The organism is Aeromonas sp. R6-2, from assembly GCF_040908155.1.
Lineage (GTDB): Bacteria > Pseudomonadota > Gammaproteobacteria > Enterobacterales > Aeromonadaceae > Aeromonas > Aeromonas schubertii.
On the sequence record NZ_JBFODE010000006.1, the window covers coordinates 194,659 to 221,446 of the forward strand.

Sequence of the window (26,788 nt, forward strand, 5' to 3'; positions counted from 1 at the left end):
ATATGAAAAAAACACTCATCACGCTAACCCTGATCCTCGGGGGGTGCGGAGGCAATGGTGACGATGGTTTCCCCAGTCGGCCCGACGTCTCCCCGCCCGCCCCCCAGTGGCAAGTGCCCCAGGCTCAACTGCTCGATATCGACGGTGATGCGCTGGTTGGCGCGACCCTGGAAGGGAAATATCTCTTTGTGGATCCCAATACACCACCCCGTCTCGAGGGCGCCAGTGAACTACGCTGGCGTGACAGCCAGAACAGTACGCTGGGTATGGGCCAACGCCTTAACTTGACCTCCGCCATGGTGGGCAAACGGATCGCATTTTGTGTCAGCCCGGTAGCACAAGGCACCGCACAGACGCGCGGCGAAGAGCGTTGCAGCCTGCCCCTCCTCATCAGAATGCCAACCGGCTCCGCACCTGAGGCGAAAGCCGTCTCCCTGATGCCTGCCGGTGGGTTGACTGTTGGCGATACCGTCAACGGTCAATATACCTATCAGGATGCAGATCCACAGGACAGGGAGGGGAGCAGCCGTTACAGCTGGTTGGTCGATGGGGTCGTGCTCGCCGGAGCGAGTGGTCAAAGCCTGCTTCTGACCTCCTCGCTTCAGGGCAAGAGTGTGACCTTTTGCGTCAGGCCGGCTTCGGTTCCAAGAGACCCCCACAACAATCCGACACAGGGAGAGACCCGCTGCAGCGATGCCTCCCCCCACATAGGGGCAAAAACTGGCAAGGCTCCGGAGGTCATCAAGCTCGCAGCCCTGGGGTGGCCTGCTGTTGGCAATACCTTGCAGGGAGCCTATCTCTATGAAGATGAAGATGGCGATCAAGAGGGAACAAGCCTGCGCCAATGGAAGCGTGCCGGAGTTTCGATTCCGGGGGCAACCGGCCGCAGCTACCAACTGACCGCGAGCGATGCGGGCACTATAGTGGGTTACTGCGTCACGCCAGTGGCCAAGAGCGGCTTGCCCGATACGGGAATTGAACGTTGTGACACCCTGGGCCCGGTGGTCACCACCCCGCAGGGGATTCCTCCTTCGGCTGAATCGACCATCACAGTCGCCAACGGTGATTGGCCACACGCGGGAGCTCTCCTCACTGGTAAATACCAATACATCCCCTCATCGACGGGACGACCCGAGGGGAACAGTGTGTCATTCTGGCGAGTTTCAGGCCGGGATCAGATTTGCGCCGGCCAACCCTGCGATTACAACATTGCCAGCGATGATGTTGGGCAACCCATCCAATATTGTGTCGTCCCCATCGACAATGCCGGATTGTCAGGCCCCCTGACCTGTTCCCAGATTACCGGAGCGGCCATCAGGTTATATGGACACCTGGAGTACAACCGCACCCTCTATGCCGACATCATCGGTCTTAGCGGGCATTCCCGCTGGCTGGTCGATACCTCCAATATCAGCGGTCCCGGCCATAATGGGTCCATGAGTGAACCTCTTGGAGCCTTTCCGGTCCCGGCTTATCGTATTGGTACCACCCTCTTGGCCGCTTTGCGTGGCCTCCTTGGCTATGACACCAATGCGGTGCACGATCTCAACGGAAACGGCATGATAGACAATCGGGAGTGGGCCGATGCGATTCGAAACCACACAGCCCCCGCCATCGATGCGCGCCACTTTGTGGGCAAAGAGGTGACATATTGCCTGCAGACCGAGCAATATGGCGAGATCTGCCTCAACGCCTCCGAAAGCCGCGGCCCTGGCGACACCCTCTGCACCGATGACACCCAATGCGTCGTCGGGGGTGTTTATTACAATGGCGCCAATGCCGGGTTGAGAGGCATAGCCCCCGTCACACGTCTGCTGCTGGCAGGGGAAGATGCCTCGGGCACCCCCATCGACGGCTCGGCGTACTTCCACCGTCCGTTGAGCAGGGCAGAGGTCAACCTCAAGGATCTGGCCGGTCTTGGAGCCGGACTGCCGGCTCCCGATTCGTCGGGTGAGTTGATCCAGGGAGGCATCCACTGGGCAAGGCTGAGCCATGCCGCCCCCTCACCCACCCCCACCAGCCCGGCGCTGCAATTGTGTCGTCAATTGACCGATGGCGACCCGGTAGGCAGTTGGTCACTGCCCGTCGAGAACAATACCTACTCTACCGACAGCCATGCCGCCCCCAACGGCGACAACCAGGCTCCCACCGCGCAGGGTCTCAACAACTTGACTCTCTGGCAGGTTCATTTTGGAAGTCAGGTCACCCCCGTCAATGAACTCGATCCCGTGTTCGGTTGGCCCAAATATAAGAACTGGAGCGCGACCCAGGCCGGCTCGACAACACACAAGGCGCTGGACTGGCAAAATGGCAGTGACTTTGCCAACTGGGGCAACACCAGCCCACTTCTGGTCAACTGCATCCAGTAATCAGTCATAACCGCACGTCAAAGGGGCCGCGTCACGACGGCCCCTTTTTTCTGCCCTGCTCCAGCTGGGGCAAAAAGTGCCACCACCACACCTCTCTTCGGCGCCGCACCTTAAGCCTGTACCGCCGTGTCTTCATCGCGCCTCCTGTTGCGGCTTCAAGCATGGTCTTCCTCTGCCATCGGGGCAAGGTGGTTCCAGGGCGGGATTACTGTTAGAGTTGGGCCGCTTTGATGGAGGAGTTATGACACAGAGAACCCCGGACCAACTGGTTGAGTTGGCCTACGATCGCTTTTTGGAAGAGGCGGCGGATCACCTGACCCCGGAGCAAGTGGTCGATATCACTCTGGAGTTCGAGCAGCGTGGAGCGGTCGAGGCCACCCTGCCCGTCGAAGATTGGGCCAACGAGCTGGGTGCTCCGGTGAGCCTGACCGACTGGGCCGAGGTGTGGGTGGGACTGCTCGATCATCAGGACGAATTCGACACCATCTATGCCAAGTTTTTGGTCCCGCTCGAGAGCCGAGAGCAGACGCTCCATGTTCGCTGGTATCCGGCCCAATAACGAAGAGGCCCGTCATCATCGACGGGCCTCTTCGCGTTAGCGTCCCGCCTGCTGCTGAGCCAAAGCGTGGCAGCGGCGACACAGACATCGGGTAGCATCGGGCGCCATGGGCAGTGGCCGGGTCTGATTGCACCAGCAGGCCTCGATCCCCTCACCCGCCGAGACGGCGCAGTAGAGGGGCTCACCGCAGCGCTCACAGCGGGCCGAGCTGCGCTCGCCCTTGAGCTCCTCGATGAGCGCGCGCTGCTGTGCCTCGTCCATGGCGCTCCAGCGCCCGATCTCGCCAAGGGTGCGACCACACCCGAGACAGATACCGCCGACGGCGCGGCAATCGCCGATGCAGGGGGATGGCATCAGGAAGGCTCGTCCTCTGAGTTCACCAGCCGGATCCCCTCCCCTTCGATCTGGATGCGGCCCTGCTTGTAGAGTCCACCGATCGCCTTCTTGAAGGTGCCCTTGCTGATGCCAAAGAGTTGGTAGATGAGCTCGGGGTCGCTCTTGTCCCCGACGGCCAACCAACCGCCCTGGCGCTCGAGTCGGGCGAGGATCTTGCAGGAAGCATCATCGGCCTTGCCCATACCGGGCTGGTTCAGGGTCAGATCGAGCTTGCCGTCGTCGCGCACCTGCTTGACCCAGGCGCGGGTGGGACGCCCGGTCTGCAGGCGACCGAAGATCTCGTTTTTGAACAGCATGCCGGGCCAGCGGCCATTGACCACGACCTTGATGCCGAGCGGGGTGTGATCGCCACTTTGTACCGACACCTCATCCCCGGCCTTGAAGGGGGGACGGTCGGTGGCCAGATGACGGTCGATCTTGCTGGTCCCCACCATACGCCCCTCGTGGTCGAGGGAGAGATAGACCAGATAGGTACGGCCCACCTGCATCGCCTTGGCCTGCTCACGCTCGGGGACGAAGAGGTCTTTTTTCATGCCCCAGTCGAGGAAGGCGCCTATCTTGTTGGCACTGACCACCTTGAGACCGGCAAATTCGCCCGCCATCGCCTTGGGCTGGTCGGTGGTGATCACCGGCTCGCAATCCGCATCCAGATAGAGGAACACCTCCACCCCCAGCCCAACCTCCGCCTCGGGCGGCAGTTGGCGACGCGGCAGCAACAGCTCGCCGTAATCCCCCGCCTCGAGCCAGGCCCCCTTGGGTTCGAGCTCGACTATGGTCAGGGTATTTTTCTTGCCAATCTCAATCATCATCTCAATTCCGACACCTAAATCGAGGGCGCATCTTACCGCAAACTGCTGCCAGCAGCATCGCCTGGCTGCACACAATTCAGGCAAACAGGCGAGGGTTGGCTGCTAATGGCCCTACTTTTAGGTAGACTTCGCGCCAATTTTCTTAACGAGGATCCGCAGATGACGCCATCCGTTCGCACCCGACATCTCAATGCCTGGCTGGAGCAGGCACTACCAGGGCTGGGTTACGCCGGCCTGCACGGTTTTCTCTGTGCCCGCCTGACCGGGCCTGATCTGCCGGACTGGCACCACCCTCTCGCCGGCCTCTGGCAAGGGGCGCTGGATGAAAAAACCAGGCAGGCCATCGATAGCCTCATCGACGAGCTTGAGCTCCTGGCCGATGAGGGGCAGCTCGCCCTGCCCACCCAGTGTCGTCTGCCGAGCGGAGATCCCGAGTCTGTCTTCACCGATGATCAGCCCCTGCGCCAGTGGAGCCACGGCTTTAGCCTGGGCTTTGCCTGTTGGCCACGGCCCAACGATCTCAATCACCCGACGACCCAGCTGCGTTTCAGCCTGGCCGCCGAGCTCTGTCTGTTTCGCGACCGCCAGATGGCGCAGATGCTCCATCAGGCCGCCCCTGACGCCCCGGCCTTGCCCGATTTTCTCAAGCGCAGCCGGCAACAGATGAAGAGTGCCCTCAATGGTCTGCTTCATGCGGAGCAGGCGGTAAGCCCGGGCGACTACGCCGAGCCGGAGATCCCGGTAGAGCAGGCCGAACGTTGGCAAGAGTGGTTTGATGCAGCCTCCCGCACTCGCAGCAGCCATGAGCGGGCACGCCTCTATGGCCTTATCGTCGAGGATGCCTCCACCCGGTTTGACCAGGCCACCCTCGAGGCCCTGGGTGGCTATGCCTGGAGCGAGCCTGCCGCTCGGCCCCTGCTGGCCGCCCGGGCGAGTCTGGCCGACTGCCTGCGCGAGCAAGGCCGCCTGCAAGAGGCAGAGGAGCACTACCAGGCTCTGCTTACCCTGTGCCAGGACGACCCGCTCGGCTGTCGCTACCAGCTCTCCAGTCTCTATGCCCTGGAGGGGCGTTGGGAGGCGCTCGCCGCCCTGCTTGAGCGCTTCGACGAGGCCAGCACCTGGCTCTGCTTCAATCGCGCCCTGATGCTCTTCGCCACCCAGGGGCGGGACGCCGCTGCTGCGGCTCTCTCCGAGGCGTGCCGCGCCAATGCGCACGTCAAGGCCTGCCTGCTCGGCAGCCGCAAGCTGCCCAAGGAGGCGCCGCAGGTTTACAGCCCCGGCAATCGGGACGAGGCCGCCAGCTATGCCATGGCAACCCGCGAGGCCTGGCTCAAGCATGGCGCCCTGTTCTGGCTGCGCCAGGGCTGAGACGACAAAGGATGACCCAGGCCATGGAGCAGGCCTTATAAATGGCGTATCATGAGCCAGTATCATTAGAAACCGCCTGGCGGGGCGGTTTGCCCGCAGGAGACGTTATGCACAAACCCATCGGCCTGCTCCAACACTATCCCCCCTATCAGCTGGTCCATGCCGCTGAGATGGTGCGGGAGACTTTCGAGCAATTTTACCAGCAGCGCTACCAGCTAACCGTGCCCCAGTGGCGCCTCATGATGGTGCTGGGTCCCCAATATCCCATCAGCCAGAAAGAGCTGGTGGAGGCGAGCGGCATGGACAAGGTACGCATCTCCCGCGAGATCCACCGTCTCGGCGAGAAGGGGATCGTCTCAACCGAAAGCCACGCCCACGACAAGCGGATCAATCTGGTCTCCCTGACCGCCCCCGGCCTCAAGTTGTTCCAGCAGCTCAAGCAGGACATTGCCAGCTGGGAGACCACCCTGAGCCAGCACCTGCCCGATGACGCTCGCCTGCAGATCAATAGCCAGCTCAAGGCGCTGGATGAGGCGATCGACAAGCTGCACATTCTCGACAAGGAGTGATCAATGGGACTCGAGCGTTTCGCGACCATGGACATCAACATGCTGTTGAGCCTGGTTAACATGCAGCTGCGCGACAACTACGACGATCTCGACGATCTGGTGCGCGCCCATGACATCGACCGCACCGCCCTCGAGGCCCGTCTGGCCGAGGGGGGGTTTGCCTATCAGCCCGCTCAGCGGCAGTTTCGTTAAGCCTTCGTGGATGTGAAAAGGGCCGGCAATATGCCGGCCCTCTCTTATTTGCAGCGCACTCAGGCAACCAGTTCGGCCACCCGTGCCCGGGCTGCCTCCAACCCCTTGGCCACGGCATCCGGCCCCATGCCCATCCCCTCGGCATAAACAAACTCCACCTCAGTGATACCGATAAAACCGAGAAACACCTTCATATAAGGGGTGACCAGATCGCTTGGCTGACCCAGGTGCATGCCACCGCGCGGGCTCACCACCACGGCGTGCACTCCATCCACCAGACCAACGGCGCCTTGCTCGGTGTACTTGAAGGTCACCCCGGCACGGGCCACCAGATCGATCCAGTTCTTGAGCTGGGTCGGGATGTTGAAGTTGTACATGGGGGCGGCAATCACCACCATGTCGCTCCCTTTGAGTTCGGCTACCAGCTCATCGGAGAGTGCCACCACCTGACGGGCCCGCTCACTCAGGTTGTCGCCACCGCGCAGGGCACCGGCAAGCTCGCCGTCAAGAACCGGCAACTCGAGCTCGGCCAGCTCGCGCACGGTCACGGTGTCAACCTCTCCCTTTGCCTGGCGCTCGGCAAGCAGGTGATCGATAAGGGCGCTTGATTGGGAGTAGCCGCCGAGTATGCTGGACTTGAGTACGAGGATCTTGCTCATGATTGTGCTCCTGATGTGTCTGGCTCCCCTGAGCCGATGGAGAGACTCTAATCCCCCGGCGTTTCCCATCACAGCGAAAAAGTTGGCTCCATTCATTCAAAAAATTTGAACCATAGTATCTTCGCCAGAGAGCGACATCCCTGAGAAAAGCCACAGGGCTTGGCAGAACAAACGATTGCCGCTATCATTCGCCGCACTTTTTTGACAGTTATCTCCTACCATGCACAGGCACTCCCCTCTGGCCGGTGCAGTCTGGATGATGGTCGCCGGTCTCTGCTTCGCCGCCGTCAACAGCCTGAGCCAGTATGTCAGCTTCAAGCTGGGCTTCCCCTCCACCCAGGTCGCCTTCCACCAATATCTTATCGCTCTCGTCTGCCTGCTCCCCTGGCTCATTCGCCACGGACTCAAGCACTCGCTGCTTACCCGCCAACTGCGCCTGCATCTGTTTCGGGTCGCCCTGGCGGTGGTGGGTATCCAGTTCTGGCTCTGGGCGCTGGCGGTTCCCATTCCCATCTGGCAGGGGATCGCCCTGTTGATGACCTCCCCCCTCTTCGCCACCCTGGGCTCGGCCCTCTTCCTCGGGGAGAAGGTGAGTCGGGCCCGGCTGCTGGCGACCCTGGGGGGCTTTACCGGGGCCATGGTGATCCTGGCCCCCTGGCGCGAGGACTTTACCCTCGCCTCCCTGCTGCCGGTGGCCGCCGCCCTGTTTTGGGCCGGTTATTCCCTCTTGGTTCGCTATCAGTCAGCCACCGAATCCTCTCACACCCTGGTGGTCTACCTGCTGCTGTTGAGTACCCCCTTCAACGCCATGCTGGCCCTGCCCGAGTGGCAGTGGCCCACCCCGGAGCAGTGGTGGTTGGTGGCCGCCGCCGGCGCCCTGTCAGCCCTGGCACAGATGGCCATCGCCCGCGCCTACAGCGTGGCCGAAGCCTCCTTCGTGCAACCCTTCGACTTTGCCAAACTGCCTATGAACGTGGCCGCCGGCTGGCTGGTGTTTGGCTGGGCGCCACCGGGACGACTGTGGCTCGGCGCCGCCATTATCATAGGCGCCGTGACCCTGCTCACCCATCTGGAGCAGCGCCAACACCGTTGAGATCCCGAGGCACGCCATGCGTGCCTCTTTTTTTACGTCCGTGACCATAAGGAGTGAGATCATGTTGGGAACCGCAACCCGCCCCTCTGCTACCCGCGCCCTGCTGTTGGGCTCAGGTGAACTCGGCAAGGAGGTCGCCATCGAGTTGCAGCGACTCGGGGTGGAGGTGATGGCCGCCGATCGCTACGCCGATGCCCCCGCCATGCAGGTGGCCCACCACAGCGCCGTCATCGACATGCTCGATGGTCATGCCCTGCGTGAGCTGGTGGAGACGTTCCGCCCTCACGTCATCATCCCCGAGATAGAGGCCATCGCCACCGACACCCTGCTCGACCTGGAGGCCCAGGGGCACAGGGTGGTGCCAACCGCTCGGGCCACTCGCCTCACCATGAACCGGGAGGGGATCCGCCGTCTGGCCGCCGAGGAGCTCTCACTGCCCACCTCACCCTACCGCTTCGCCGATGACGAGTCCGGCTTTCGCGCCGCCGTGGCCGAGGTTGGCATGCCCTGCGTGGTCAAGCCGGTGATGAGCTCGTCGGGCAAGGGGCAGAGCGTGGTGCGAAGCGAGGCCGATCTCGCCCACGCCTGGCGTTACGCCCAGGAGGGAGGGCGCGCCGGGCGCGGCAAGGTGATCGTCGAGGGCTTCATCGACTTTGACTACGAGATCACCCTGCTCACCGTGAGCGCCGTGGACGGCATCCATTTTTGCGATCCCATCGGCCATCGCCAGGAGGAGGGAGACTATCGGGAATCCTGGCAGCCCCAGGCCATGAGCGAGCAGGCCCTGATCCGTTCGCGGGAGGTGGCCGGCAAGGTGGTCGAGGCCCTCGGCGGTCACGGTTTGTTCGGGGTCGAACTCTTCGTCAAGGGGGATCAGGTGTGGTTTAGCGAGATCTCGCCCCGTCCCCACGACACCGGCATGGTCACCCTCATCTCTCAGGATCTCTCGGAGTTCGCCCTGCACGTGCGCGCCATCCTGGGGCTCCCCATCGGTCGCATCACCCACTTCGGCCCGAGCGCCTCGGCCGTGGTACTGTGCGATGGCCACAGCCAGGATATCCGTTTCAGCGGCCTTGCCGAGGCCCTGGCCCCGGTGCCTGGTGCCCAGCTGCGCCTGTTTGGCAAGCCCGAGATCCAGGGACGCCGTCGCCTCGGGGTCGCCCTGGCCCGGGGCAGTGACACCCTGGATGCAGTCACCCAGGCCAAACGGGTGGCCGACGGCATCACTATGCACCCTTGATGCCTGACAGGCGTGGACGAGGGCGCTATTATGCGCCCTTCTCTTTTTTGGATCGCCGCCTCAACTGGGGGCGTCTTACCCATCATCCTGTGCGTCACAGCGGGACGCCGCATTAGGAGCCATCATGATCAAGGCAGTGATTTTCGATATGGATGGGGTCTTGCTCGACTCCGAGCCCTTCTGGCAACGGGCCCAGAGCCAGGTTTTCGGTGAGCTGGGACGACCCATGAGCCAGGCCGATTGCGAGGCGACCATGGGTCTTCGCATCGATCAGGTGGTGGCCCTGCGCTACCCGGATCTTATCAATCCGCCGAGCCAGCAGACCGTCGTCGAGCGTATTGTGGCCGAGGTCAATCGCCTCATCCGCCTCGAAGGCACCCCCAAGGAGGGGCTCGATCACGCCCTGACGCTTATCCGTGATCAGGGGCTTCACATCGGCCTTGCCACCAGCTCTCCCATGACCATGGTTCATAACGTGCTGGAGACCCTTGGCATTGCCCATCACTTCGAGGCCCTTCACTCGGCCGAGGTAGAGCGCTTTGGCAAGCCCCACCCGGATGTTTATATCCACGCCGCCGAGAAGCTGGGGCTGGACCCCGAAGCATGCATGGCGGTGGAAGACAGCTTCAACGGCCTGCTGGCCGCCAAGGCAGCGCGCATGAAGGCGCTCATCGTGCCCGATCCCGCCCTGGTGGGGGATCCACGTCTGGCCATCGCCGATCTCGAGCTCCCCTCCCTGGCCCGCCTGGAGGCCACACATCTACGCTAGAACGTGCTCTCTCTCGCGGTTTTCCCCGGCACACAGCGGCTAGACTCAAGACATGTGAAGAGCCCCTATGGGCCGGGAGGAGACCATGATCACCTACACCAGCAAGCGAATCGTCTGCCCCCACTGCGGCCACCACACTGTGGTGGAGCTCGACGCCAGCCAGGGAGATCAAGATTACTACGAAGATTGCATGGCCTGCTGCAACCCCATCCACCTGCGTCTGCACAAGGATGAGGAGCGCGATCGCCTGCAACTCTTTGTCGATGCCGACGACGAGCAGATCTTCTGATATAAACGCGGGGCCATCAGGCCCCGCACTCCTTGCTGTCAGTGGGACAGACATCAGCCCCGCAGACTATCCAGCTGTGGCGCCGTCATGCTCGGCACAAACTCGGTCACCTCATACTCGGCGGCACCAGCCTGCCGAAAGGGATCGCCAGCCAGCACTTGATCGAGCGCCTCACGTGTCAGACCGTTGGCCAGGATCACGCCACCGCTTCGCGGTACCCGCCGCCCAGAGGCGAGAAAATGCCCCGCCGCATAATGCGCCTTGAGCCACTCCACATGAGCCGGGATCAGCTCATCGATCACCGCGATCGGTTTTACGTACGTTAAGGTCACCACAAACACGGAGCTCACTCCTTAACGGTTATTGCCGCGCCGCCAACACCCGCTCCACCGTATCGACAATGGCCTGGGTCTGGGGATCGATTTCGATATTGGCTTGCCAGCCTGGCGTGACCCAGCCCAGATTGGTACGGGCCAGGGTCTCGGGGATCAGGTTGACGCAGAAGCCTTGATCACGCACCTCACCGATGGTGAGGCTGATCCCGTCGATGCCGATATAGCCCTTGGTCAACACATAGCGCATCAACTCAGGGGAGATCTCGAACCACACCTGGCGGTTGTTGGGGGTGTCGATGACCTGGCTCACCCGTACCGTGGTCATGATATGGCCCGACATGGCGTGGCCTCCAATCTCGTCACCAAAACGGGCAGCCCGCTCCACATTGACGCGATCGCCGACACCCAGCGACCCCAGGTTGGTCAGACGCAGGGTCTCGCGCATCAGATCGAAGCTCACCGCCTCTCCCTCGATACGGGTCACCGTCAGACAGCAGCCGTTGTGGGCCACCGAAGCACCGATCTGCAGCCCCTCGCCCCACTGGGCACTCGGCATGCGAATCACATGGGTGCGAAATGCCTCTTTCTCCTCGATGGCCAGGATCTCGGCCACCCCCTGCACGATACCGGTAAACATAGGGCTCTCCTCGTTTGGAACGCAGCAAGGTTACCCTCGCCTACAAGGGGTGGGCAAGGGTAAAACAACCCGCTATAGTCCCGTCGTTTTTATGAAAGGAGAGAACCATGAAGGTCTTTGAATGCTGTGAAGCCGTGCGCGCCGCCTATAGCCAGATAGGCTCGGGTGAGCAGGGTTATGTGCCCAAGGCCATTGCCGCCGCCGTGCGCACCCTCGATGCGGTGGCCTGCGACGAGCGCGTCCCTGCCGAGCTGCGCCAGCAGGCTGCCTTTGCTGCCGCCAACCTGCTCATCAGCGATCACGAGGACGCATAACGTTTTCTTTCGGTGCCCCAGCCGTTACACTGACCCATCGGGCCGGCATCTCGCCGGCCCTCCTTCCCCGCTCTTTCTCTTGGCTCTTTATCGATTGACCCGTCGGAGGTGTCAGTGCAGTCCTATTGGTCCGAGGCACGAAATCTGGTGCGCCTCGCCACACCCATCCTTATCGCCCAGGTGGCCCAGACCACCATGAGCTTCGTCGACACCGTGATGGCCGGTCAGGTTAGCGCAGTGGATCTGGCCGCCGTCTCGGTGGCCGCCAGCTTCTGGCTGCCCATCATTTTGCTGGTGCAGGGGGTGATCATGGCCCTCACCCCCATCGTCTCCCAACTCAACGGCGCCCGTAAGCGGGGGGAGATCGGCCCGGCCGTTCATCAGGGATTTTGGCTTGCTCTGATGGTGATCCCCCTGGGCATGCTGGCCCTCTATCTCAGCCCACTGGCCCTGCAGGTGATGAAGGTCGAGCCCGCCCTCGCGGCCAAGACCACCGGCTACCTGCACGCCATCTTGTGGGGCCTGCCCGCCTTCGCCCTGTTTCAGGTGCTGCGCAACTTCAGCGAGGGGCTCTCCCATACCATCCCCACCATGGTGATCGGCTTCGTGGGACTGGCGGTCAACGTACCGGTCAACTGGATCTTCATCTATGGTAAGTTCGGCATGCCGGCCCTGGGTGGTGTTGGCTGTGGCGTGGCCACCGCCATCGTGCTCTGGGCCATGCTGTTTGCCATGATGGGATACATCTATTTCTCGAAACTGTTCAAAGAGTTCGATCTCTTTGGTTCCCTCGCCCGCCCCAACGGTAGCCGGATCTGGCGCCTGTTTCGCCTGGGTTTTCCCATCGCCATGGCCATCTTCTGCGAGGTGACCCTGTTCACCGTAGTGGCCCTGCTTTTGGCCCCACTCGGGGCTGAGATTGTGGCAAGCCACCAGGTGGCCCTCAACTTCTCTAGCCTGGTCTTTATGCTGCCGCTCTCCATCGGCGTTGCCGTCACCATCCGGGTTGGCCATAACATAGGTGAAGGGGACGGGGCGCAGGCCCGCCGATCGGCCCGCACCGGCCTGCTGCTGGGGCTTAGCGCAGCCGCCTGTACCGCCCTGTTTACCGTGTTGCTGCGTCACCAGATCGCCGGGATCTACACCGATGACAGTCAGGTGATCACCCTGGCGGCAGCCCTGCTGCTGCTGGCAGCCGTCTATCAGCTCTCCGATTCGGTGCAGGTGATTGCGGCGGCGGCCCTGCGCGGCTACAAGGATACCAAGGCGATCTTCTACCTCACCCTGATCGCCTACTGGGGTCTGGGACTGCCTACCGGGGTGGTGCTGGGCATGACGGACCTGCTGCTACCCCGCCTCGGGCCGCAGGGCTTCTGGGTTGGCTTTATCGTAGGCCTGACCGCGGCAGCCCTGATGCTGGGCCTGAGGCTCAAGGTGATCTATGGGCGCACGGCACACGGCTAGCCTTCTGCTCCTGTTACTCCTGGCGGGCTGCCGGCCCGCCATGGAGTCCTCCTTCGATACATACCTGATCCGCCTCGCTGCAATATTGGATGCCGAGCCCCCCGCTCTCGATACTCCTGACACGACCCCCCTACCCCGCCAGCAGGACCTGATGCTCCCCCTGCCCGAGCTCAGAGTAGACTTGCTCGATATCCTGACCCTCAGCCGCTGCGGGCTGGGGCGGGAGATCGCCGAACGCAACGGGCCGCTGGGCATGAGCGCCGATCATCTCACCCTGCTCGACTACGAGCTGACGCTGGTGCGCCGGCTCGAGGGGTGTGACAGCGAGAACCCGGCTACCCGCCAATGGCTCGAGGCGTTGGCCCGGGCCAAGCGGGCCATGTTGCCCCTGCGTGCCTGGAATGCCCTGGCTTCGGATCCCGTCTTGCGTCGCCAGCTCTCGCCGCGGCCTCCCCTGAGCGACCCCGATCCCGCGTCTGATCAGCCTCTCGAGAGCCTGCTGCATCATTGGCTGCAACTGCGCCAGAGCGCCGCAGGTACCCTCGACTGGCACGAGCAAAGGGAGCTGCTCTCACTCTCCGCACAGTTGCGCGATTCGGGTGAGCTCGCCCGTCTGCTCTACACCATGGAGAGTGTCACCCTCTGGCTGAAGGTGACCAACCGCTGGCTCGCCCCGCGCCTGGAAGCCCTCTCCTGCGGCCCCGACCCGGAGCGAGTGATGCGTCTGCGCGGCGCGTTGACCCACTATTATGGCAAGGGCGTTCAACCCGACCTGAGCCGCCTCGAGCGCCGCTTCTTGCGCCTGGCACCCGCCCTGCAGCGACTGATGGCGCCTCCGGCACCACTTCCGGCCCTCACGCCTTGGCATCTTCGCTACGGACAGGGGCGCGAGAGTGGCCTCTACCTCGACTTTCGCCACTCAATCAGTGACCATGCCCACCTGTGGCAACGGCTGCTGAAACGCTGCCAAGTGGGGATACGCCCGTAAAATCAACAAGCTGCGCAAGAACTCGGCAAACGATCAAGGAATGCGATGGGATTGGTTGACAGCCTCGGGGGGCATGGGTAGTATGCCGCCTCGTCAGCACGACGACGTGGGTTTATAGCTCAGTTGGTTAGAGCACTACCTTGACATGGTAGGGGTCGTTGGTTCGAATCCAATTAAACCCACCACGATTTACTATGATGCGCTCTTAGCTCAGTTGGTTAGAGCACCACCTTGACATGGTGGGGGTCGGTGGTTCGAGTCCACTAGAGCGCACCATCACAATTTGCGTCCTTAGCTCAGTTGGTTAGAGCACCACCTTGACATGGTGGGGGTCGGTGGTTCGAGTCCACTAGGACGCACCAGATTGCGGGTTTATAGCTCAGTTGGTTAGAGCACTACCTTGACATGGTAGGGGTCGTTGGTTCGAATCCAATTAAACCCACCACAATCTGCGCTCTTAGCTCAGTTGGTTAGAGCACCACCTTGACATGGTGGGGGTCGGTGGTTCGAGTCCACTAGAGCGCACCATCATGCCGAAAGGCCCGCATCGCTGCGGGCCTTTTTGCTTTTGTGGCCTTGGGCTCAACGGCACACCGGTCTATACTGTATATAAACACAGTAACAAGACCTGCACCTATGATACGCCCCCTGATCGATCCCCCTTCTCTCCCCCTGCCCTGTTTCGAGAATCGGGTCCCCTGCGGCTTTCCCTCCCCGGCCCAGGATCACGCCATCACCCCTATCGATCTCAACACCCTCTGTGTGCGCCACCCGGCCGCCACCTACTTCGTGCGGGCCTGTGGCGAGAGCATGACGGGGGCCGGCATCCACGACGGGGATCTGCTGGTGGTCGACCGGGCCCTCACTCCCCGTCACGGGGACGTGGTGATCGCCTGCCTCCATGGGGAGTTCACCGTCAAGCGGTTGCAGTGCACCCCCTATCCGGCCCTGCTCCCCGCCAACCCGGATTATCCTGTGCTGCCTCTTGGGGATGGGGAGCCTCTCGAGCTGATGGGGGTGGTCACCTTTGCCCTGCACACCCTGGAGCGGGGCACCTCATGAACGCCTATGCCCTGGTGGACGTGAACAACTTCTACGCCAGTTGCGAACGGCTGTTTCGCCCCGATCTCAATGGGCGCCCCCTGGTGGTGCTCTCCAACAACGATGGTTGTGTGGTCTCGCGCAGCCCCGAGGCCAAGGCCCTCGGGGTCAGGATGGCGGTGCCTTTTTTCCAGATAAGAAAAGAGTTCGAGGCTCAAGGCGGTGTCTGGTTTAGCTCCAACTATGCCCTCTACGGGGATCTCTCCCAACGGGTGATGAGCCTGCTCGAGCAGCACTCGCCACGGGTGGAGATCTACTCCATCGACGAAGCTTTTCTCGAGCTCGGTGAACGCTGGGCCGGTGATCTGGAGGCCTATGGGCGGCAGCTGCGCGATCGGGTACGCCAGTGGACCGGCCTCACCGTCGGGGTCGGGATAGCCCCTACCAAGACCCTGGCCAAGCTCGCCAACTATGCCGCCAAGCGTTGGCCAGCCACAGGGGGGGTGGTGGATCTGCGCGATGCGGCGCGCCGCCACCGCCTGATGACCATCACACCGGTCGGTGAGGTCTGGGGCATAGGGCGACGCCTTTCCACCCGCCTGCAGGCTGAAGGGATAGAGACCATAGCCCAGCTGCTGGCTCACCGGCCTGCCTACTGGCGCAGCCGCTACGGTGTGGTGCTAGAGCGCACGGTGCAAGAGCTCTGCGGGCTTCCCTGTCTGGAGCTTGAGCCTCCCGAGCCGCGCCAGCAGGTGCTCTGCAGCCGCTCCTTCGGCCACCCCATCAACACCCAAGAGCGCCTCAACCAGGCCCTGGCCACCTTTATCGAACGCGCCGCCGAGAAGTTGCGCCAGCAATCGCTCTGCACCGGCCACCTCACCCTCTTTGTACGCGCTAACCCGTTTCGTGCCCCCGAGTCACCGGCCCTGCATCTCTCCCTGCCACTGGCTACTCCCAGCGATGACACGGGGCATCTGCTGACCCTGGTGCGCCCTCATCTGGACACACTGTGGCAGCCGAGCCTCAAGTATCAAAAAGGAGGCGTCATGCTCACGGATCTGCGGTCACGCGGCCAATGTCAGAGCGATCTCTTCTGCCCGTCCCCAGACCCCAGACGCCAGGCCCTGATGCAGACGGTGGACAGGATCCGCGCCCGGGGGCTCGGCCAGCTACACTATGCCGCCCAGGGGCTCAGAGAGCCCGAGTGGATGATGCGCCAGGAGCACAAGAGCCCCGACTACACCCACTCACTGGCAGACCTTCCCAGAGTCAGAGCCTGATCTCCCTCACCGAGGCCGAGATCCGAAAGCAAAGTGAGCCCCCTGTGCCTGTCAGATATGGCAATTGGCCTCATATAGCGCTCAATGTAGAGTGGCCCTGCGTAGTTGTGCAGTTCCTCACACGCGCTAATCGCCAGTAGTCCCTTCCTTGAAGAGTTTCCATACTCCTTCCCCCGTCTCCATGCGGGGCTTTTTTTTGTAGCCACCACACCGTTGATGGGCGGGTCTTTGTCCAATAAACCAGCAGGCACATCTCCCTCCCTTCGCCTCGCCTGCACTATGGTTTACCATGCAGCCCATGACGGAGCCTCTCTCCACCCACTCGCCGCCCGCCGACGAACCGGAACCTATGAACAGAACAACAAAACCTGGCACTGAACCCACTCTCTGCTTTCACGACTACGAGACCTTCGGGATCAGCCCGTCGCGGGATCGGCCGGCCCAGTTTGCCGGGGTACGCACCGATCTGGACTTCAATATCATCGGCGAGCCGCTGGTTATCTATTGCAAACCGCCGGCAGACTACCTGCCCGAGCCCGAGGCCTGCCTTATCACCGGCATCACCCCGCAAAAGGCGATGAAAGATGGCCTGTGTGAGGCCGACTTTATCCGCCAGATCCATGAGGAGTTTGCGGCCCCCGGCACCTGTGTGCTCGGCTATAACAGCATCCGCTTCGATGACGAGGTGACCCGCAACACCCTCTATCGCAACTTCTACGACCCTTATGCCTACTCCTGGCAAAACGGCAACTCCCGCTGGGACATCCTCGACATGGTGCGCGCCTGTTATGCCCTGCGCCCGGAGGGGATCACCTGGTGCTTCGACGACGAGGGCAAGCCGAGCTTCAAGCTCGAGAACCTGACCCGCGCCAACGGCATCGGCCATGAGCAGGCTCACGACGCCCTCTCGGACGTGCTGGCCACCATCGCCATGGCCAGACTCATCAAAGAGGCCCAGCCGCGCCTGTTTGACTATCTGTTCGATCTGCGCAGCAAGCACAAGGTGAAGGCGCTCATCGATGTAGTGAGCATGAAGCCACTGGTGCACGTCTCGGGCATGTTCTCTCCCTGGCAGGGATGCGCCAGCTGGGTATCACCCCTGGCCTGGCACCCGACCAACCAGAATGCGGTGATCGTGGTGGATCTGACCCGCGATCCGCAAGTGCTGCTCGATCTCGACGCCAATACCCTGCGCGAGCGCCTCTACACCCGCAGGGACGATCTCGGTGAGCTCGAGTCGGTGCCGTTGAAGCTCGTGCATATCAACAAGTGCCCGGTACTGGCACCGGCTGCAACCCTGACGCCAGAGCGGGCCGATGAACTCGGCATCGATCGCGAGCAGTGCAGAAAGAGCCTGGACTTGCTGCGAAAGCACCCGGAGATCCGCGAAAAGGTGGTGGAGGTGTTCAATCAGGAGTGGCAGGGCGAGCAGAGCCGCGATCCGGATCTGATGCTCTACAGCAGCTTCTTCGGCCCCGGCGACAAGGCCGCCATGGAGATGGTGCGGGCCACCGCTCCCGACTTGCTCGGGGAGCGCAGCTTCTCGTTTAGCGATGCCAGGCTTCCCGAGATGCTGTTTCGCTACCGCGCCCGTAACTGGCCCCATACCTTAAGCGAAGAGGAGGCGCGCCGTTGGCGCAGCCACTGCGCCGACTATTTCGGTGCCCGTCTGCCCGAGTACGCCAGCCGACTCGACGCCCTGGCGAGCCAATATCAGGACGACGAGTCCCGCTTTAAGGTGCTGCACCAGATCTATCGTTATCTCGAGGATCTCTAAGCTGTGACCCGCCTCTCACCCGCCGGCTTGCCCGGCGGGTCATAATCCTTGCATACTCAAGGCATCGGGCGGCCGGATGCCGCCCATCGACCCGGAGCCCAGATGCGTTCACCCCTGCTCTCGCCACTGCTGCTTGCTCTCTTTTGCGCTCCCCTGGCTGCGTCGCCCCTCGTCACCCTTCCCGGCTATCTGCAGCAGTTGCCCGCACAGGCCTACGGGGAGCTCAGACGCAGCTTCGACGACTTCTATCAGGCGACCGATTTCACTCCGGCTATCACCAACAGCTACTTCAGTGACTCCGAGCTCTACGACTTCGTCGGCGTGCCCCTGGCCATCACGGCACGCAATGGCTTCCAACTCGAACTCTTTACCCAGGCCTACAGCCTCTCCAACCAGAGCTATCTGCACCTGAATCAGGATCAGTCTCTCTACGGCATACTGCGCGCCGACCTGATGGGACGCCAGAAGGATCAGCTGGCGGCCGGGGTCGGGATCGGTATTCCCCTCACCGCCTCGCTGTCACTGCGCGCCATCGCCTCAACCCACGAGTTGCCCGGCTATGGCTCATCCCGCTACGCCATCGGCATGGAGTGGCATTTCTAGAAAACCGCACATAAGAGAAGAGAGGCCATCGGGCCTCTCTTCTGATGGGTCGGCTCAATGACGCACCACGCGCCCCTCGCAGGGAGCCAGGGTCAGACGCTCACCCAGGGGCTGGTTGTCCCAAAAGTTCACGGCACCTGCCGGCAACATGACCTGACGCGGCTCACCGGACCAGTTGAAGAGGCAGCGCAGGCTCTGCCCCTGCCATATGATCTCCCCTTGTGAAAACCCGAGATCGCCGAAGCGAGCCGGCGCACTGAGACTCTGGCACAGAGCCAACAACTGCTTGAGCGCTGCGGCCTGCCCAGCGTCGAGGTCTTGCAGGCGATCGCCGGCCAGGATCATGCCACCACTGGCCACCATGGCTGCCAGGTGAAAGGCGTAGTCAGCCTCACTCGCCTGTTGACCGGGAATGTCGCGCAGGCAGACACAATCCGGATCCAGGGCCCAGAGCTGTTCACCCTGCCAGGCGCGGCAGAAGAGCTCGCGGGCGATCTGGCGAATACGCGGCCCCTTGCGCTCCACATCGTCACTCACCCGCATCCCGTCGACCAACCCAACGCTCGGCCAGATGGGGGCGTTGCAGCCGAGCAGGAAGGCATCCTCACCGGCGCCCCGACGCACCGCCGCCATGCCGCGCCGATACGCCTCGATACGGGTCGCATCGGGATCAAGGAAGCGACCTCCGTGGATGGCGCCCCAGAAGTTGGCATCGAGCTTGAAATAATCGATGCCCCACTGGTGGCGCAGGGTAGCAAAGACCGACTCAAGATGGCGCTGAGCCTCGGGATGGGTACCATCGAGCACATACCAGGGAGTACAACGCCAACCGCCATAGGTCACCAGCTCGGCAGCCAGTGGCTGGCCCTGCTCATCTTTCACAAACCAGTCGGGGTGATCGCGAAACAGCCGAGAGCCCGGCTCGGCGATGAAGGGCGCTACCCAGAGGGCCGGCTTGCGATGGGCGGCGCGGATCTCCTCCACCAGAGCAGGCACACCACCGGCAAAACGTTCGGAGGGGTCAAGCCAGTCCCCCATGAAGGCCTGATAGCCATCGTCGATCTGCACATATTCCAGGTCGGTGAAACGAGTACCCATCTGGGCCAGATTTTCACGGATATCCGCCTCGCTCACCTCGGCGTAGTAGTGATACCAGGAGCACCAGCCACTCGGACGACGTCCGGCGCGCCCCCCGTGCTCCCGGGCCAGACGCTGGCCCAGTTCGCTGAGCAGTGCCGCCCGATCGCTCCCCTCGAGGCAAATAAGGGGCTCACTCAACCAGTGTTGACCCGGTGACAGGGGCCGCCCTTCGGTGCGCATCAGGATCTGCAGGCGACCGTCCGGATAGAGGCGAAACTCACCACCAAAGCGCAGGCAAGCACCAAAGGCCAGCAAGAGCCAACCCGAGGGAGTCTGCACCAGCAGCAGGTTATGGACGGTGTGAAAGCCATCGTCATGGGTGATCCGGTAGTTGTCCGCATCCGGACAGCGCCCCACCGCCTCGGGAGCAGACCAGGTCCCCAGGGTCTGGGCCAACATCTGAAACCCTTCCCCATAGATGGGCGCCCCGGCCAGGCCAAGCTGACCATCGAAGAGCAGCCAATCGTCGGGACACACCCGCTCGGCCCCGACATTGTCAAGGCGCACCCGGCATTCTCGGTCATGCCACTCATGAGTAACAAGCAGGTCTGCCAAGGGCATCCGGGTCACGGCCAACTGACGAAGTGAAGAGAGAACGTTTCCCACTGAGGCTCCTTATTTTGGTTATTGTTTCATTAGAAATTATTTATCGCCAGCCTGCTGTCTGTGCAGGCGGCTTCTGTTAAACTGCGAGCCTGCTCACACTTATGGGGTACCCACGTGTCTATGCCCATTTTGCTGCGTTATCTGCGCGATTTTCTGGTGATCCTGGCGGCCCTGATGCTGGGCAAGGGGATATCGGCGCTGCTGCCTTTCGCCTTTCCGGGAAGCATTATCGGCCTTCTGATCCTCTATCTGCTGCTCTCGCTGCAACTGGTCAGGCTGAGCTGGGTCGAGCGTGGTGCCGGCTTGCTGCTGCGCCACATGGGAGTGCTGTTTGTCCCTGTTGCGGTCGGGTTGGTGGCCTGGCTCGAGCCACTGCGCCATGCCCTCCCCCTCATCGTCACCGCCATCCTGAGCGGTATCGTGCTGATCCTCGCCGGCGTCGGTCACCTCTATCAAAGGATGAACAAGCAATGATCTGGCTTGCCTTGCCCCTGACCCTGGCTCTTTACTTTGCCACCCGGACTCTCTACCGACGCCTTCCCTGGCCTGTGATCAACCCGGTTCTGATCCCGACCCTGGTGATCATCGGAATAATATTGCTCTTCAACCTGCCCCTGGAGCAGTACGAGCTGGGGACCTCCCCCATCACGGCCCTGCTGGAGCCCGCCGTGGTCGCTCTGGCGCTGCCCCTCTACCAGCAGTCGCGGCAGATCCTGGCCAGGCTCAAGCCCATACTGATCTGCTGCCTGCTTTCCGTCCTGATCTCGGTGGGCACCACCCTGGTGATCGGCCATCTGCTCCATGCCGAGCCGGCCATGCTCGCCTCGGTGGTGACCAAGTCCATCACCACGCCACTGGCCATGAGCGTCAGCCAGTCCCTCGGCGGTATTCCGGCCATTGCCGCCGCCATCGTCGTCATCGTCGGGGTGGTGGGGGCTATCATCGGCTTTCCCCTGCTCAGGATGATGGGTGTCACCGATCCCGAGGCCCAGGGTCTCGCCATGGGGGCAGCAGCACACGCCGTGGGCACGGCGGCCAGTGCCGAGCAGGGGATCACCCAGGGAGCCTTCTCTTCGCTGGCCATGGTGGTCTGCGGTATCCTGACCGCCGCCGTGGCCCCCCTGCTCTTTGCCCTCTATTCTGCCCTTTTCGGGGTATGAGTGCTGTGAGACGACGCCCACACTTTTGAGCTGTTAAACGTTTCATCTGAGAGATCAACCCGCCCGGGCGCGATCCACGTGATCGCGCTCACACTCTTTGCCCCTCTGCCTCCCTACAATGCCCTCCCAATTGGCCCATGAGGAAGAGTCATGCATCCCCGTTTTGCCAAGCCTTTCAATAACCTGTCCACCGAGCTGCAAGATGCGCTCGCACCTGTTCTCAATCAGGACTCCTTTCAGGCTCGTCTGACCCCAGAGCAAGTGGCCGCCCTCAAACTCGCCACCGGCATGGAAGACCGAGCCCTGCGTCTGGCCCTGTTGCCGCTGGCGGCGGCCTGCTCGGTGGCCCCCATCTCCAACTTCTATGTGGGGGCAATTGCCAGCGGCCAGAGCGGTGCCTGGTACTTCGGCGCCAACATGGAGTTTGCCGGTCAGGGGCTGTTCCACTCCATCCACGCCGAGCAGTCAGCCATCTCCAACGCCTGGCTTGGCGGCGAAACCGGAATCGACGAGATCACAGTCAATTACACCCCCTGTGGCCACTGCCGTCAGTTTATGAACGAACTGACCACCGCCAAGATGATCAAGGTGACCCTGCCCGATGACCACAGCCCGCTGCAGGCCTTCCTGCCTCACTCCTTCGGGCCGGCCGACTTGCAGATCACCGACGCCCTGATGAGCCATCAGGATCATGGTCTCACCTTAACCTGCGAAGATCCTCTGGCGCTGGCGGCCCTGGCGGCGGCCAATCGCAGTTATGCCCCTTACAGCCGAGGCTTTGCCGGGGTGGCGCTGGAGTTTGCCAACGGCCACATCATAGAGGGCCGTTACGCAGAGAACGCCGCCTTCAACCCCAGTCTGCCCCCCATGCAGATGGCCTGTACCCATGCGGTTCTGGCGGGAGAAGATCTCGCGACCCTGCGCCGCGCCGTACTGGTCGAGAGCAAGAATGGGCTTATCAGCCAGGTCGACAGCGCTCGCTCGGCCCTTAAGGCGGTCAGCAGCATCGCCCTCGAGACCCTGACGCTCTGATCCCTCTCCATCACGATCACAAGCGGGCCCCTGGGCCCGCTTGCTTTTTCCGGGCAGCAGCCACAAAATACTGTTTACTTATACAGTACAGGTAATCCCATGGCCGGACGTGGCGCCAGTGGCAACGTGGTGCATCGCTTTACCCAACAGCGCATCGAGACCGTCGATGACGGCTGGTGGCAAGAAACGGCAAGCCCGTCCCCTGCGACCCGGATAAGCCAGGTTGAGGCACGCAGCATCATCAGCCACAACCGCTCGCCCGATGTGCCCTTCGATGCCTCCATCAATCCTTATCAGGGGTGCGAGCACGGCTGCATCTACTGCTATGCCCGCCCCAGCCACGCCTACCTGGAGCTCTCCCCTGGCCTCGACTTCGAGACGCGGATCTTCGCCAAACGCAACGCCCCCGAGCTGCTGCGCGCCGAGTTTGCTCGCCCCGCCTACCGGCCCCGGGTGATCTGCATCGGCGCCAATACCGATCCCTACCAACCGGCCGAGCAACGGCTGCGACTCACCCGCGAGTTATTGAAGGTCATGGGCGATCACGGCCATCCGGTAACCCTGATCACCAAGAGCGCCATGGTGCTGCGCGACAGGGACATACTGGCCGAGCTCGCCGCCGAAGGACTGTGCCGCGTCATGGTTTCGGTCACCACCCTCGACGAGACCCTGCGCCAGCGGCTCGAGCCACGCACAACCCCGGGCAAGGGGCGCCTCAGGGTCATCGAGCAGCTCACCCGCGCCGGCATTCCGGTCGGGGTACTGGCCGCCCCCATGATCCCGCGCCTCAACGAGCACGAGCTGGAGCGGATCCTGGAAGGAGCCGCGGCGGCAGGAGCCGACTGCGCCGGTTATATCCTGCTGCGCCTGCCCCGCGAGCTCGCCCCCCTGTTCGAGGCATGGCTCGGCGAGCACTATCCGGGACGACGTGAGGCGGTGCTCTCCATCCTGCGCCAGAGCCGCGAGGGGGCGCTCAATAGCCCGCAGTTTGGTGAACGGATGCGCGGACAGGGGGAGTTTGCCAACCTGCTCGCCCAGCGCTTTCGTCTGGCGGTGCGCCGTCTGGGACTCGACGTCCCCCGCCTGCCACTGCGGCTCGATGCCTTTCGTCGACCCGGGGAGCAGCTCACTCTCTTCTAATGGCCCCACCCGAACGCAGATCGTGCTGCCCCCCCTCCTCCGTCGGAATGAGCTCGTCACCCCACAGCCGGCACCGCAGATCCCGGAACATCCTGCCGCTCTTCGCCTCTTCTTCTCATGGCAGTGGCTATCGAGCAGCGAGCCAGCCCGCCGTGACGGCATAAAAAAAGAGCGCCATCAGGCGCCCTTTTTCATCGTGCCACTCTGGCACTCTTTGCCGGGTTTACTCGGCACTATCATCGGCCGGTGCGTCGGTTTGCGGGCCATCGGCGGCCGGGCTCTCGCCCTCACCATCCTCGCCCAGCGCAACCAGCTCGTCATCGTCATCGCTCTCTGCGATGCGCTGCAGGCCGACCACGATCTCGTCTTCACCGGTGCGGATCAGACGCACGCCACCGGTGTTACGACCGATGACGCTCACTTCCGCCACCCGGGTACGCACCAGGGTGCCACCGTTGGTGATGAGCATGATCTGATCGGTCTCATCGACCTGGATGGCATCGATCACCTTGCCGTTGCGATCGTCCACCTTGATGGAGATAACGCCCTGGGTGGCACGGCTCTTGGTCGGATACTCGTCCAGCGCGGTGCGCTTGCCGTAGCCGTTCTCGGTCGCGGTGAGGATGGCGCCATCGCCACGGGGCACGATGAGGGAGACCACCTTGTCACCGGCGCCCAGCTTGATGCCGCGCACACCGGCCGCGGTACGGCCCATGGGACGCACGCCCTTGAAGCTGCCGCCCTTGCTCTCGCCTTCAGCGGCCTCGTCATCGGATTCGGCCTCGTCCCCCTCTTCCACCTGGTCATCGGCACGGCCGCTGCCTTCGTGGAAGCGTACGACCTTGCCGGCGTCGGAGAAGAGCATGATCTCGTTGCTGCCGTCGGTGATATCGACACCGATGAGCTCATCCCCTTCCTTCAGGTTGATAGCCCGGATCCCGGAGGAGAGCGGACGGCTGAAATCGGAGAGGCTGGTCTTCTTCACGGTACCGTTGGCGGTGGCGAAGAAGACATACTTGTCCGCATCGTACTCCTTGACCGGCAGGATGGCGGTGATGCGCTCTTCCTCTTCCAGCGGCAGCAGGTTGATGATGGGACGACCGCGGGCGCCGCGGGACGCCTCCGGCAGCTGATAAACCTTGAGCCAGTACACCTTGCCGCGCGTCGAGAAGCACAGGATGGTGTCGTGGGTGTTGGCCACCAGCAGACGCTCGACGAAGTCCTCTTCCTTGATACGGGTCGCGGACTTGCCCTTGCCACCACGACGCTGAGCCTCGTAGTCGGAGAGGGGCTGGTACTTGACGTAACCCTGGTGAGAGAGGGTCACCACCACATCTTCCGGCGTGATCAGATCTTCGATGTTGATCTCGGCGCTGGAGGCGCTGATCTCGGTGCGACGCTCGTCACCGTACTGATCGCGCACGGCCAGCAGCTCGTCACGGATCACCTCCATCAGGCGCTCCGGGCTCGCCAGGATGTGCAGCAGCTCGGCGATGAGATCGAGCAGAGACTGGTACTCTTCCAGGATCTTCTCGTGCTCGAGGCCGGTCAGCTTGTGCAGACGCAGATCGAGGATCGCCTGGGCCTGCTGCTCGGTCAGGAAGTAGTGACCGTCGCGGATACCGAACTCGGGCTCCAGCCACTCGGGACGAGCGGCGTCGCCACCGGCCTTCTCCAGCATGGAGGCCACGTTGCCGAGCGCCCAGCCCTTGGCCACCAGGCCGGCTTTTGCCTCGGCCGGGGTCGCGCTGTGGCGGATAAGCTCGATGATGGGATCGATGTTGGCCAGGGCCACCGCCAGACCTTCAAGGATATGGGCCCGGTCACGCGCCTTGCGCAGTTCGAACACGGTGCGGCGGGTCACCACTTCGCGGCGATGCAGCAGGAAGGCTTCCAGCATCTCCTTGAGGTTGAGCACCTTGGGCTGGTTGTTGTCCAGCGCCACCATGTTGATACCGAAGGTGGTCTGCATCTGGGTGTGTTTGTAGAGATTGTTCAGCACAATCTCGCCAGACTCGCCGCGCTTGATCTCGATAACGACCCGCATACCGTCCTTGTCAGACTCGTCACGCAGGGCGCTGATCCCTTCGATCTTCTTCTCTTTGACCAGCTCGGCGATCTTCTCGATGAGACGCGCCTTGTTGACCATGTAGGGAAGCTCGTGAACGATGATGGTCTCGCGACTCGTCTTCTCGTCCACTTCTACCTCGGCCTTGGCACGCACATAGATGGAGCCACGACCGGTACGATAAGCCTGAATGATGCCGGAGCGCCCGTTGATGATGCCACCGGTGGGGAAATCGGGACCCGGGATGTACTCCATCAGGTCATCGATACCGATGCTGCCATCCGCGATCAGGGCCAGACAGCCGTTGATCACCTCGGTGAGGTTGTGGGGCGGAATGTTGGTCGCCATGCCCACCGCGATACCGGAGGAGCCGTTGACCAGCAGGTTCGGCACCTTGGTCGGCAGCACGGCCGGGATCAGCTCGGTGCCGTCATAGTTGGGCACCCAGTCGACCGTCTCTTTGTCGAGATCGGCCAGCAGCTCGTGGGAGATGCGCGCCATGCGCACTTCGGTGTATCGCATGGCCGCGGCGCTGTCGCCGTCGACCGAGCCGAAGTTGCCCTGGCCGTCGACCAGCATGTAGCGCATGGAAAAGTCCTGCGCCATGCGGACTATGGTGTCATACACGGCACTGTCGCCGTGGGGGTGGTACTTACCGATTACGTCACCGACCACACGGGCCGATTTTTTGTAGGGCTTGTTCCAGTCGTTGCCGAGCTCATTCATTGCGAAGAGCACACGGCGGTGGACCGGTTTCAAGCCATCACGCACATCCGGCAGGGCTCGTCCCACGATGACGCTCATGGCGTAATCGAGATAGGAACTCTTGAGCTCTTCCTCAATGTTGACCGGCGTGATCTCTCTGGCCAGATCGCTCATAGAAAGCCTTAA

The 26,788-nt window shown here is 62.5% G+C and carries 27 protein-coding genes and 5 tRNA genes; 25 read left to right on the forward strand and 7 right to left on the reverse strand.

Annotated elements, in window-relative coordinates:
- The first annotated feature begins 2 nt into the window (after positions 1-2).
- Both AB5Y48_RS01200 and AB5Y48_RS01205 read left to right on the forward strand, forming a co-directional pair.
- Positions 3-2,369 carry a hypothetical protein gene (locus tag AB5Y48_RS01200; RefSeq protein ID WP_368163516.1) on the forward strand — a complete coding sequence of 789 codons (2,367 nt, stop codon included), beginning with the start codon at positions 3-5 and terminating at the stop codon, positions 2,367-2,369.
- A gap of 241 nt (positions 2,370-2,610) precedes the next feature.
- Positions 2,611-2,928, forward strand: coding sequence for an HI1450 family dsDNA-mimic protein (locus AB5Y48_RS01205; RefSeq protein WP_368163518.1), 318 nt, complete (start codon positions 2,611-2,613; stop codon positions 2,926-2,928).
- Positions 2,929-2,964: 36 nt separating this feature from the next.
- On the opposite strand, the gene AB5Y48_RS01210 is transcribed toward AB5Y48_RS01205, so the two are convergent.
- Together AB5Y48_RS01210 and AB5Y48_RS01215 are read right to left on the reverse strand one after the other, a co-directional pair.
- The gene (locus AB5Y48_RS01210) at positions 2,965-3,282 is read right to left on the reverse strand and encodes a DUF1289 domain-containing protein (RefSeq protein ID WP_050664917.1); all 318 of its coding nucleotides are present in this window, start codon (positions 3,280-3,282) and stop codon (positions 2,965-2,967) included.
- Positions 3,282-4,130 carry a S1 RNA-binding domain-containing protein gene (locus tag AB5Y48_RS01215; RefSeq protein WP_368163561.1) on the reverse strand — a complete coding sequence of 283 codons (849 nt, stop codon included), beginning with the start codon at positions 4,128-4,130 and terminating at the stop codon, positions 3,282-3,284. The genes AB5Y48_RS01210 and AB5Y48_RS01215 overlap by 1 nt, the downstream gene beginning before the upstream one ends.
- Before the next feature lie 162 nt (positions 4,131-4,292).
- On the opposite strand from AB5Y48_RS01215, the gene AB5Y48_RS01220 reads away from it, so the two are divergent.
- The 3 genes from AB5Y48_RS01220 to AB5Y48_RS01230 all read left to right on the forward strand — a co-directional run bounded on the left by AB5Y48_RS01220 (position 4,293) and on the right by AB5Y48_RS01230 (position 6,262).
- Entirely contained in the window at positions 4,293-5,501 is a 1,209-nt protein-coding gene (locus AB5Y48_RS01220; protein WP_368163520.1) for a UPF0149 family protein, read from the forward strand.
- A 107-nt stretch (positions 5,502-5,608) separates the two neighbouring features.
- Positions 5,609-6,070 carry a MarR family winged helix-turn-helix transcriptional regulator gene (locus AB5Y48_RS01225; RefSeq protein ID WP_050664919.1) on the forward strand — a complete coding sequence of 154 codons (462 nt, stop codon included), beginning with the start codon at positions 5,609-5,611 and terminating at the stop codon, positions 6,068-6,070.
- A gap of 3 nt (positions 6,071-6,073) precedes the next feature.
- Positions 6,074-6,262 (forward strand): DUF4250 domain-containing protein, encoded by a 189-nt coding sequence (locus AB5Y48_RS01230; RefSeq protein WP_050664920.1) that lies wholly within the window; start codon positions 6,074-6,076, stop codon positions 6,260-6,262.
- A gap of 59 nt (positions 6,263-6,321) precedes the next feature.
- On the opposite strand, the gene AB5Y48_RS01235 is transcribed toward AB5Y48_RS01230, so the two are convergent.
- The gene (locus AB5Y48_RS01235; protein WP_060586216.1) at positions 6,322-6,921 is read right to left on the reverse strand and encodes an FMN-dependent NADH-azoreductase; all 600 of its coding nucleotides are present in this window, start codon (positions 6,919-6,921) and stop codon (positions 6,322-6,324) included.
- Between the two features lie 256 nt (positions 6,922-7,177).
- On the opposite strand from AB5Y48_RS01235, the gene AB5Y48_RS01240 reads away from it, so the two are divergent.
- The 4 genes from AB5Y48_RS01240 to AB5Y48_RS01255 all read left to right on the forward strand — a co-directional run bounded on the left by AB5Y48_RS01240 (position 7,178) and on the right by AB5Y48_RS01255 (position 10,312).
- Complete coding sequence (locus tag AB5Y48_RS01240) at positions 7,178-8,014, forward strand: DMT family transporter (protein ID WP_136613570.1); 837 nt, start codon at positions 7,178-7,180, stop codon at positions 8,012-8,014.
- A gap of 61 nt (positions 8,015-8,075) precedes the next feature.
- Entirely contained in the window at positions 8,076-9,254 is a 1,179-nt protein-coding gene (purT, locus tag AB5Y48_RS01245) for a formate-dependent phosphoribosylglycinamide formyltransferase (protein WP_368163523.1), read from the forward strand.
- A gap of 124 nt (positions 9,255-9,378) precedes the next feature.
- Positions 9,379-10,023 (forward strand): hexitol phosphatase HxpB, encoded by a 645-nt coding sequence (hxpB, locus tag AB5Y48_RS01250; protein WP_060586220.1) that lies wholly within the window; start codon positions 9,379-9,381, stop codon positions 10,021-10,023.
- A gap of 85 nt (positions 10,024-10,108) precedes the next feature.
- Positions 10,109-10,312 (forward strand): CPXCG motif-containing cysteine-rich protein, encoded by a 204-nt coding sequence (locus AB5Y48_RS01255; protein WP_043157967.1) that lies wholly within the window; start codon positions 10,109-10,111, stop codon positions 10,310-10,312.
- Between the two features lie 53 nt (positions 10,313-10,365).
- Here AB5Y48_RS01255 and AB5Y48_RS01260 read toward each other — a convergent pair whose 3' ends face one another.
- Positions 10,366-10,653, reverse strand: a complete 288-nt coding sequence (locus tag AB5Y48_RS01260; RefSeq protein WP_050664925.1) for a YciI family protein — start codon at positions 10,651-10,653, stop codon at positions 10,366-10,368.
- Positions 10,654-10,672: 19 nt separating this feature from the next.
- On the reverse strand, positions 10,673-11,284 hold the full coding sequence (locus AB5Y48_RS01265) for a riboflavin synthase (RefSeq protein WP_050664926.1): 612 nt from the start codon (positions 11,282-11,284) through the stop codon (positions 10,673-10,675).
- Positions 11,285-11,391: 107 nt separating this feature from the next.
- Between AB5Y48_RS01265 and AB5Y48_RS01270 the strand changes: the two genes are divergently transcribed.
- The 12 genes from AB5Y48_RS01270 to AB5Y48_RS01325 all read left to right on the forward strand — a co-directional run bounded on the left by AB5Y48_RS01270 (position 11,392) and on the right by AB5Y48_RS01325 (position 18,751).
- On the forward strand, positions 11,392-11,598 hold the full coding sequence (locus AB5Y48_RS01270; RefSeq protein WP_050664927.1) for a YaeP family protein: 207 nt from the start codon (positions 11,392-11,394) through the stop codon (positions 11,596-11,598).
- Positions 11,599-11,712: 114 nt separating this feature from the next.
- Entirely contained in the window at positions 11,713-13,062 is a 1,350-nt protein-coding gene (locus AB5Y48_RS01275) for an MATE family efflux transporter (protein WP_224162401.1), read from the forward strand.
- Entirely contained in the window at positions 13,040-14,050 is a 1,011-nt protein-coding gene (locus tag AB5Y48_RS01280) for a DUF3080 family protein (RefSeq protein ID WP_368163526.1), read from the forward strand. The genes AB5Y48_RS01275 and AB5Y48_RS01280 overlap by 23 nt, the downstream gene beginning before the upstream one ends.
- A gap of 108 nt (positions 14,051-14,158) precedes the next feature.
- Positions 14,159-14,235: transfer RNA gene (locus AB5Y48_RS01285), tRNA-Val, on the forward strand.
- A gap of 14 nt (positions 14,236-14,249) precedes the next feature.
- Positions 14,250-14,326 (forward strand) — tRNA-Val (locus AB5Y48_RS01290).
- Positions 14,327-14,335: 9 nt separating this feature from the next.
- Positions 14,336-14,412: transfer RNA gene (locus AB5Y48_RS01295), tRNA-Val, on the forward strand.
- Positions 14,413-14,418: 6 nt separating this feature from the next.
- Positions 14,419-14,495 (forward strand) — tRNA-Val (locus AB5Y48_RS01300).
- Between the two features lie 6 nt (positions 14,496-14,501).
- Positions 14,502-14,578: transfer RNA gene (locus tag AB5Y48_RS01305), tRNA-Val, on the forward strand.
- 108 nt (positions 14,579-14,686) lie between these two features.
- Entirely contained in the window at positions 14,687-15,112 is a 426-nt protein-coding gene (gene umuD / locus AB5Y48_RS01310) for a translesion error-prone DNA polymerase V autoproteolytic subunit (protein WP_060586230.1), read from the forward strand.
- Positions 15,109-16,371 carry a Y-family DNA polymerase gene (locus tag AB5Y48_RS01315; RefSeq protein WP_368163528.1) on the forward strand — a complete coding sequence of 421 codons (1,263 nt, stop codon included), beginning with the start codon at positions 15,109-15,111 and terminating at the stop codon, positions 16,369-16,371. Before umuD ends, AB5Y48_RS01315 begins: the two co-directional genes overlap by 4 nt.
- 349 nt (positions 16,372-16,720) lie before the next feature.
- Positions 16,721-18,148, forward strand: coding sequence for an exodeoxyribonuclease I (gene sbcB / locus AB5Y48_RS01320; protein ID WP_368163531.1), 1,428 nt, complete (start codon positions 16,721-16,723; stop codon positions 18,146-18,148).
- A gap of 102 nt (positions 18,149-18,250) precedes the next feature.
- Positions 18,251-18,751 (forward strand): hypothetical protein, encoded by a 501-nt coding sequence (locus tag AB5Y48_RS01325; RefSeq protein ID WP_050664933.1) that lies wholly within the window; start codon positions 18,251-18,253, stop codon positions 18,749-18,751.
- Between the two features lie 54 nt (positions 18,752-18,805).
- Here the strand turns inward: AB5Y48_RS01325 and AB5Y48_RS01330 are convergent, their stop codons facing one another.
- Positions 18,806-20,452 carry a glycoside hydrolase family 36 protein gene (locus tag AB5Y48_RS01330; protein WP_368163563.1) on the reverse strand — a complete coding sequence of 549 codons (1,647 nt, stop codon included), beginning with the start codon at positions 20,450-20,452 and terminating at the stop codon, positions 18,806-18,808.
- A 165-nt stretch (positions 20,453-20,617) separates the two neighbouring features.
- Here AB5Y48_RS01330 and AB5Y48_RS01335 point away from each other — a divergent pair, with 165 nt between their 5' ends.
- From AB5Y48_RS01335 to AB5Y48_RS01350, 4 genes are all read left to right on the forward strand, one after another.
- Positions 20,618-20,971 carry a CidA/LrgA family protein gene (locus AB5Y48_RS01335; protein WP_050664935.1) on the forward strand — a complete coding sequence of 118 codons (354 nt, stop codon included), beginning with the start codon at positions 20,618-20,620 and terminating at the stop codon, positions 20,969-20,971.
- The gene (locus AB5Y48_RS01340; protein WP_050664936.1) at positions 20,968-21,657 is read left to right on the forward strand and encodes an LrgB family protein; all 690 of its coding nucleotides are present in this window, start codon (positions 20,968-20,970) and stop codon (positions 21,655-21,657) included. The genes AB5Y48_RS01335 and AB5Y48_RS01340 overlap by 4 nt, the downstream gene beginning before the upstream one ends.
- Positions 21,658-21,807: 150 nt before the next feature.
- Positions 21,808-22,689, forward strand: coding sequence for a cytidine deaminase (gene cdd, locus AB5Y48_RS01345; RefSeq protein ID WP_368163532.1), 882 nt, complete (start codon positions 21,808-21,810; stop codon positions 22,687-22,689).
- 99 nt (positions 22,690-22,788) lie between these two features.
- Positions 22,789-23,829, forward strand: coding sequence for a PA0069 family radical SAM protein (locus AB5Y48_RS01350; protein ID WP_224162395.1), 1,041 nt, complete (start codon positions 22,789-22,791; stop codon positions 23,827-23,829).
- A gap of 223 nt (positions 23,830-24,052) precedes the next feature.
- On the opposite strand, the gene gyrA is transcribed toward AB5Y48_RS01350, so the two are convergent.
- A complete protein-coding gene (gene gyrA / locus AB5Y48_RS01355) occupies positions 24,053-26,776 on the reverse strand; it encodes a DNA topoisomerase (ATP-hydrolyzing) subunit A (protein ID WP_136613581.1) in 2,724 nt (907 codons plus the stop codon).
- Between the last annotated feature and the right edge of the window lie 12 nt (positions 26,777-26,788).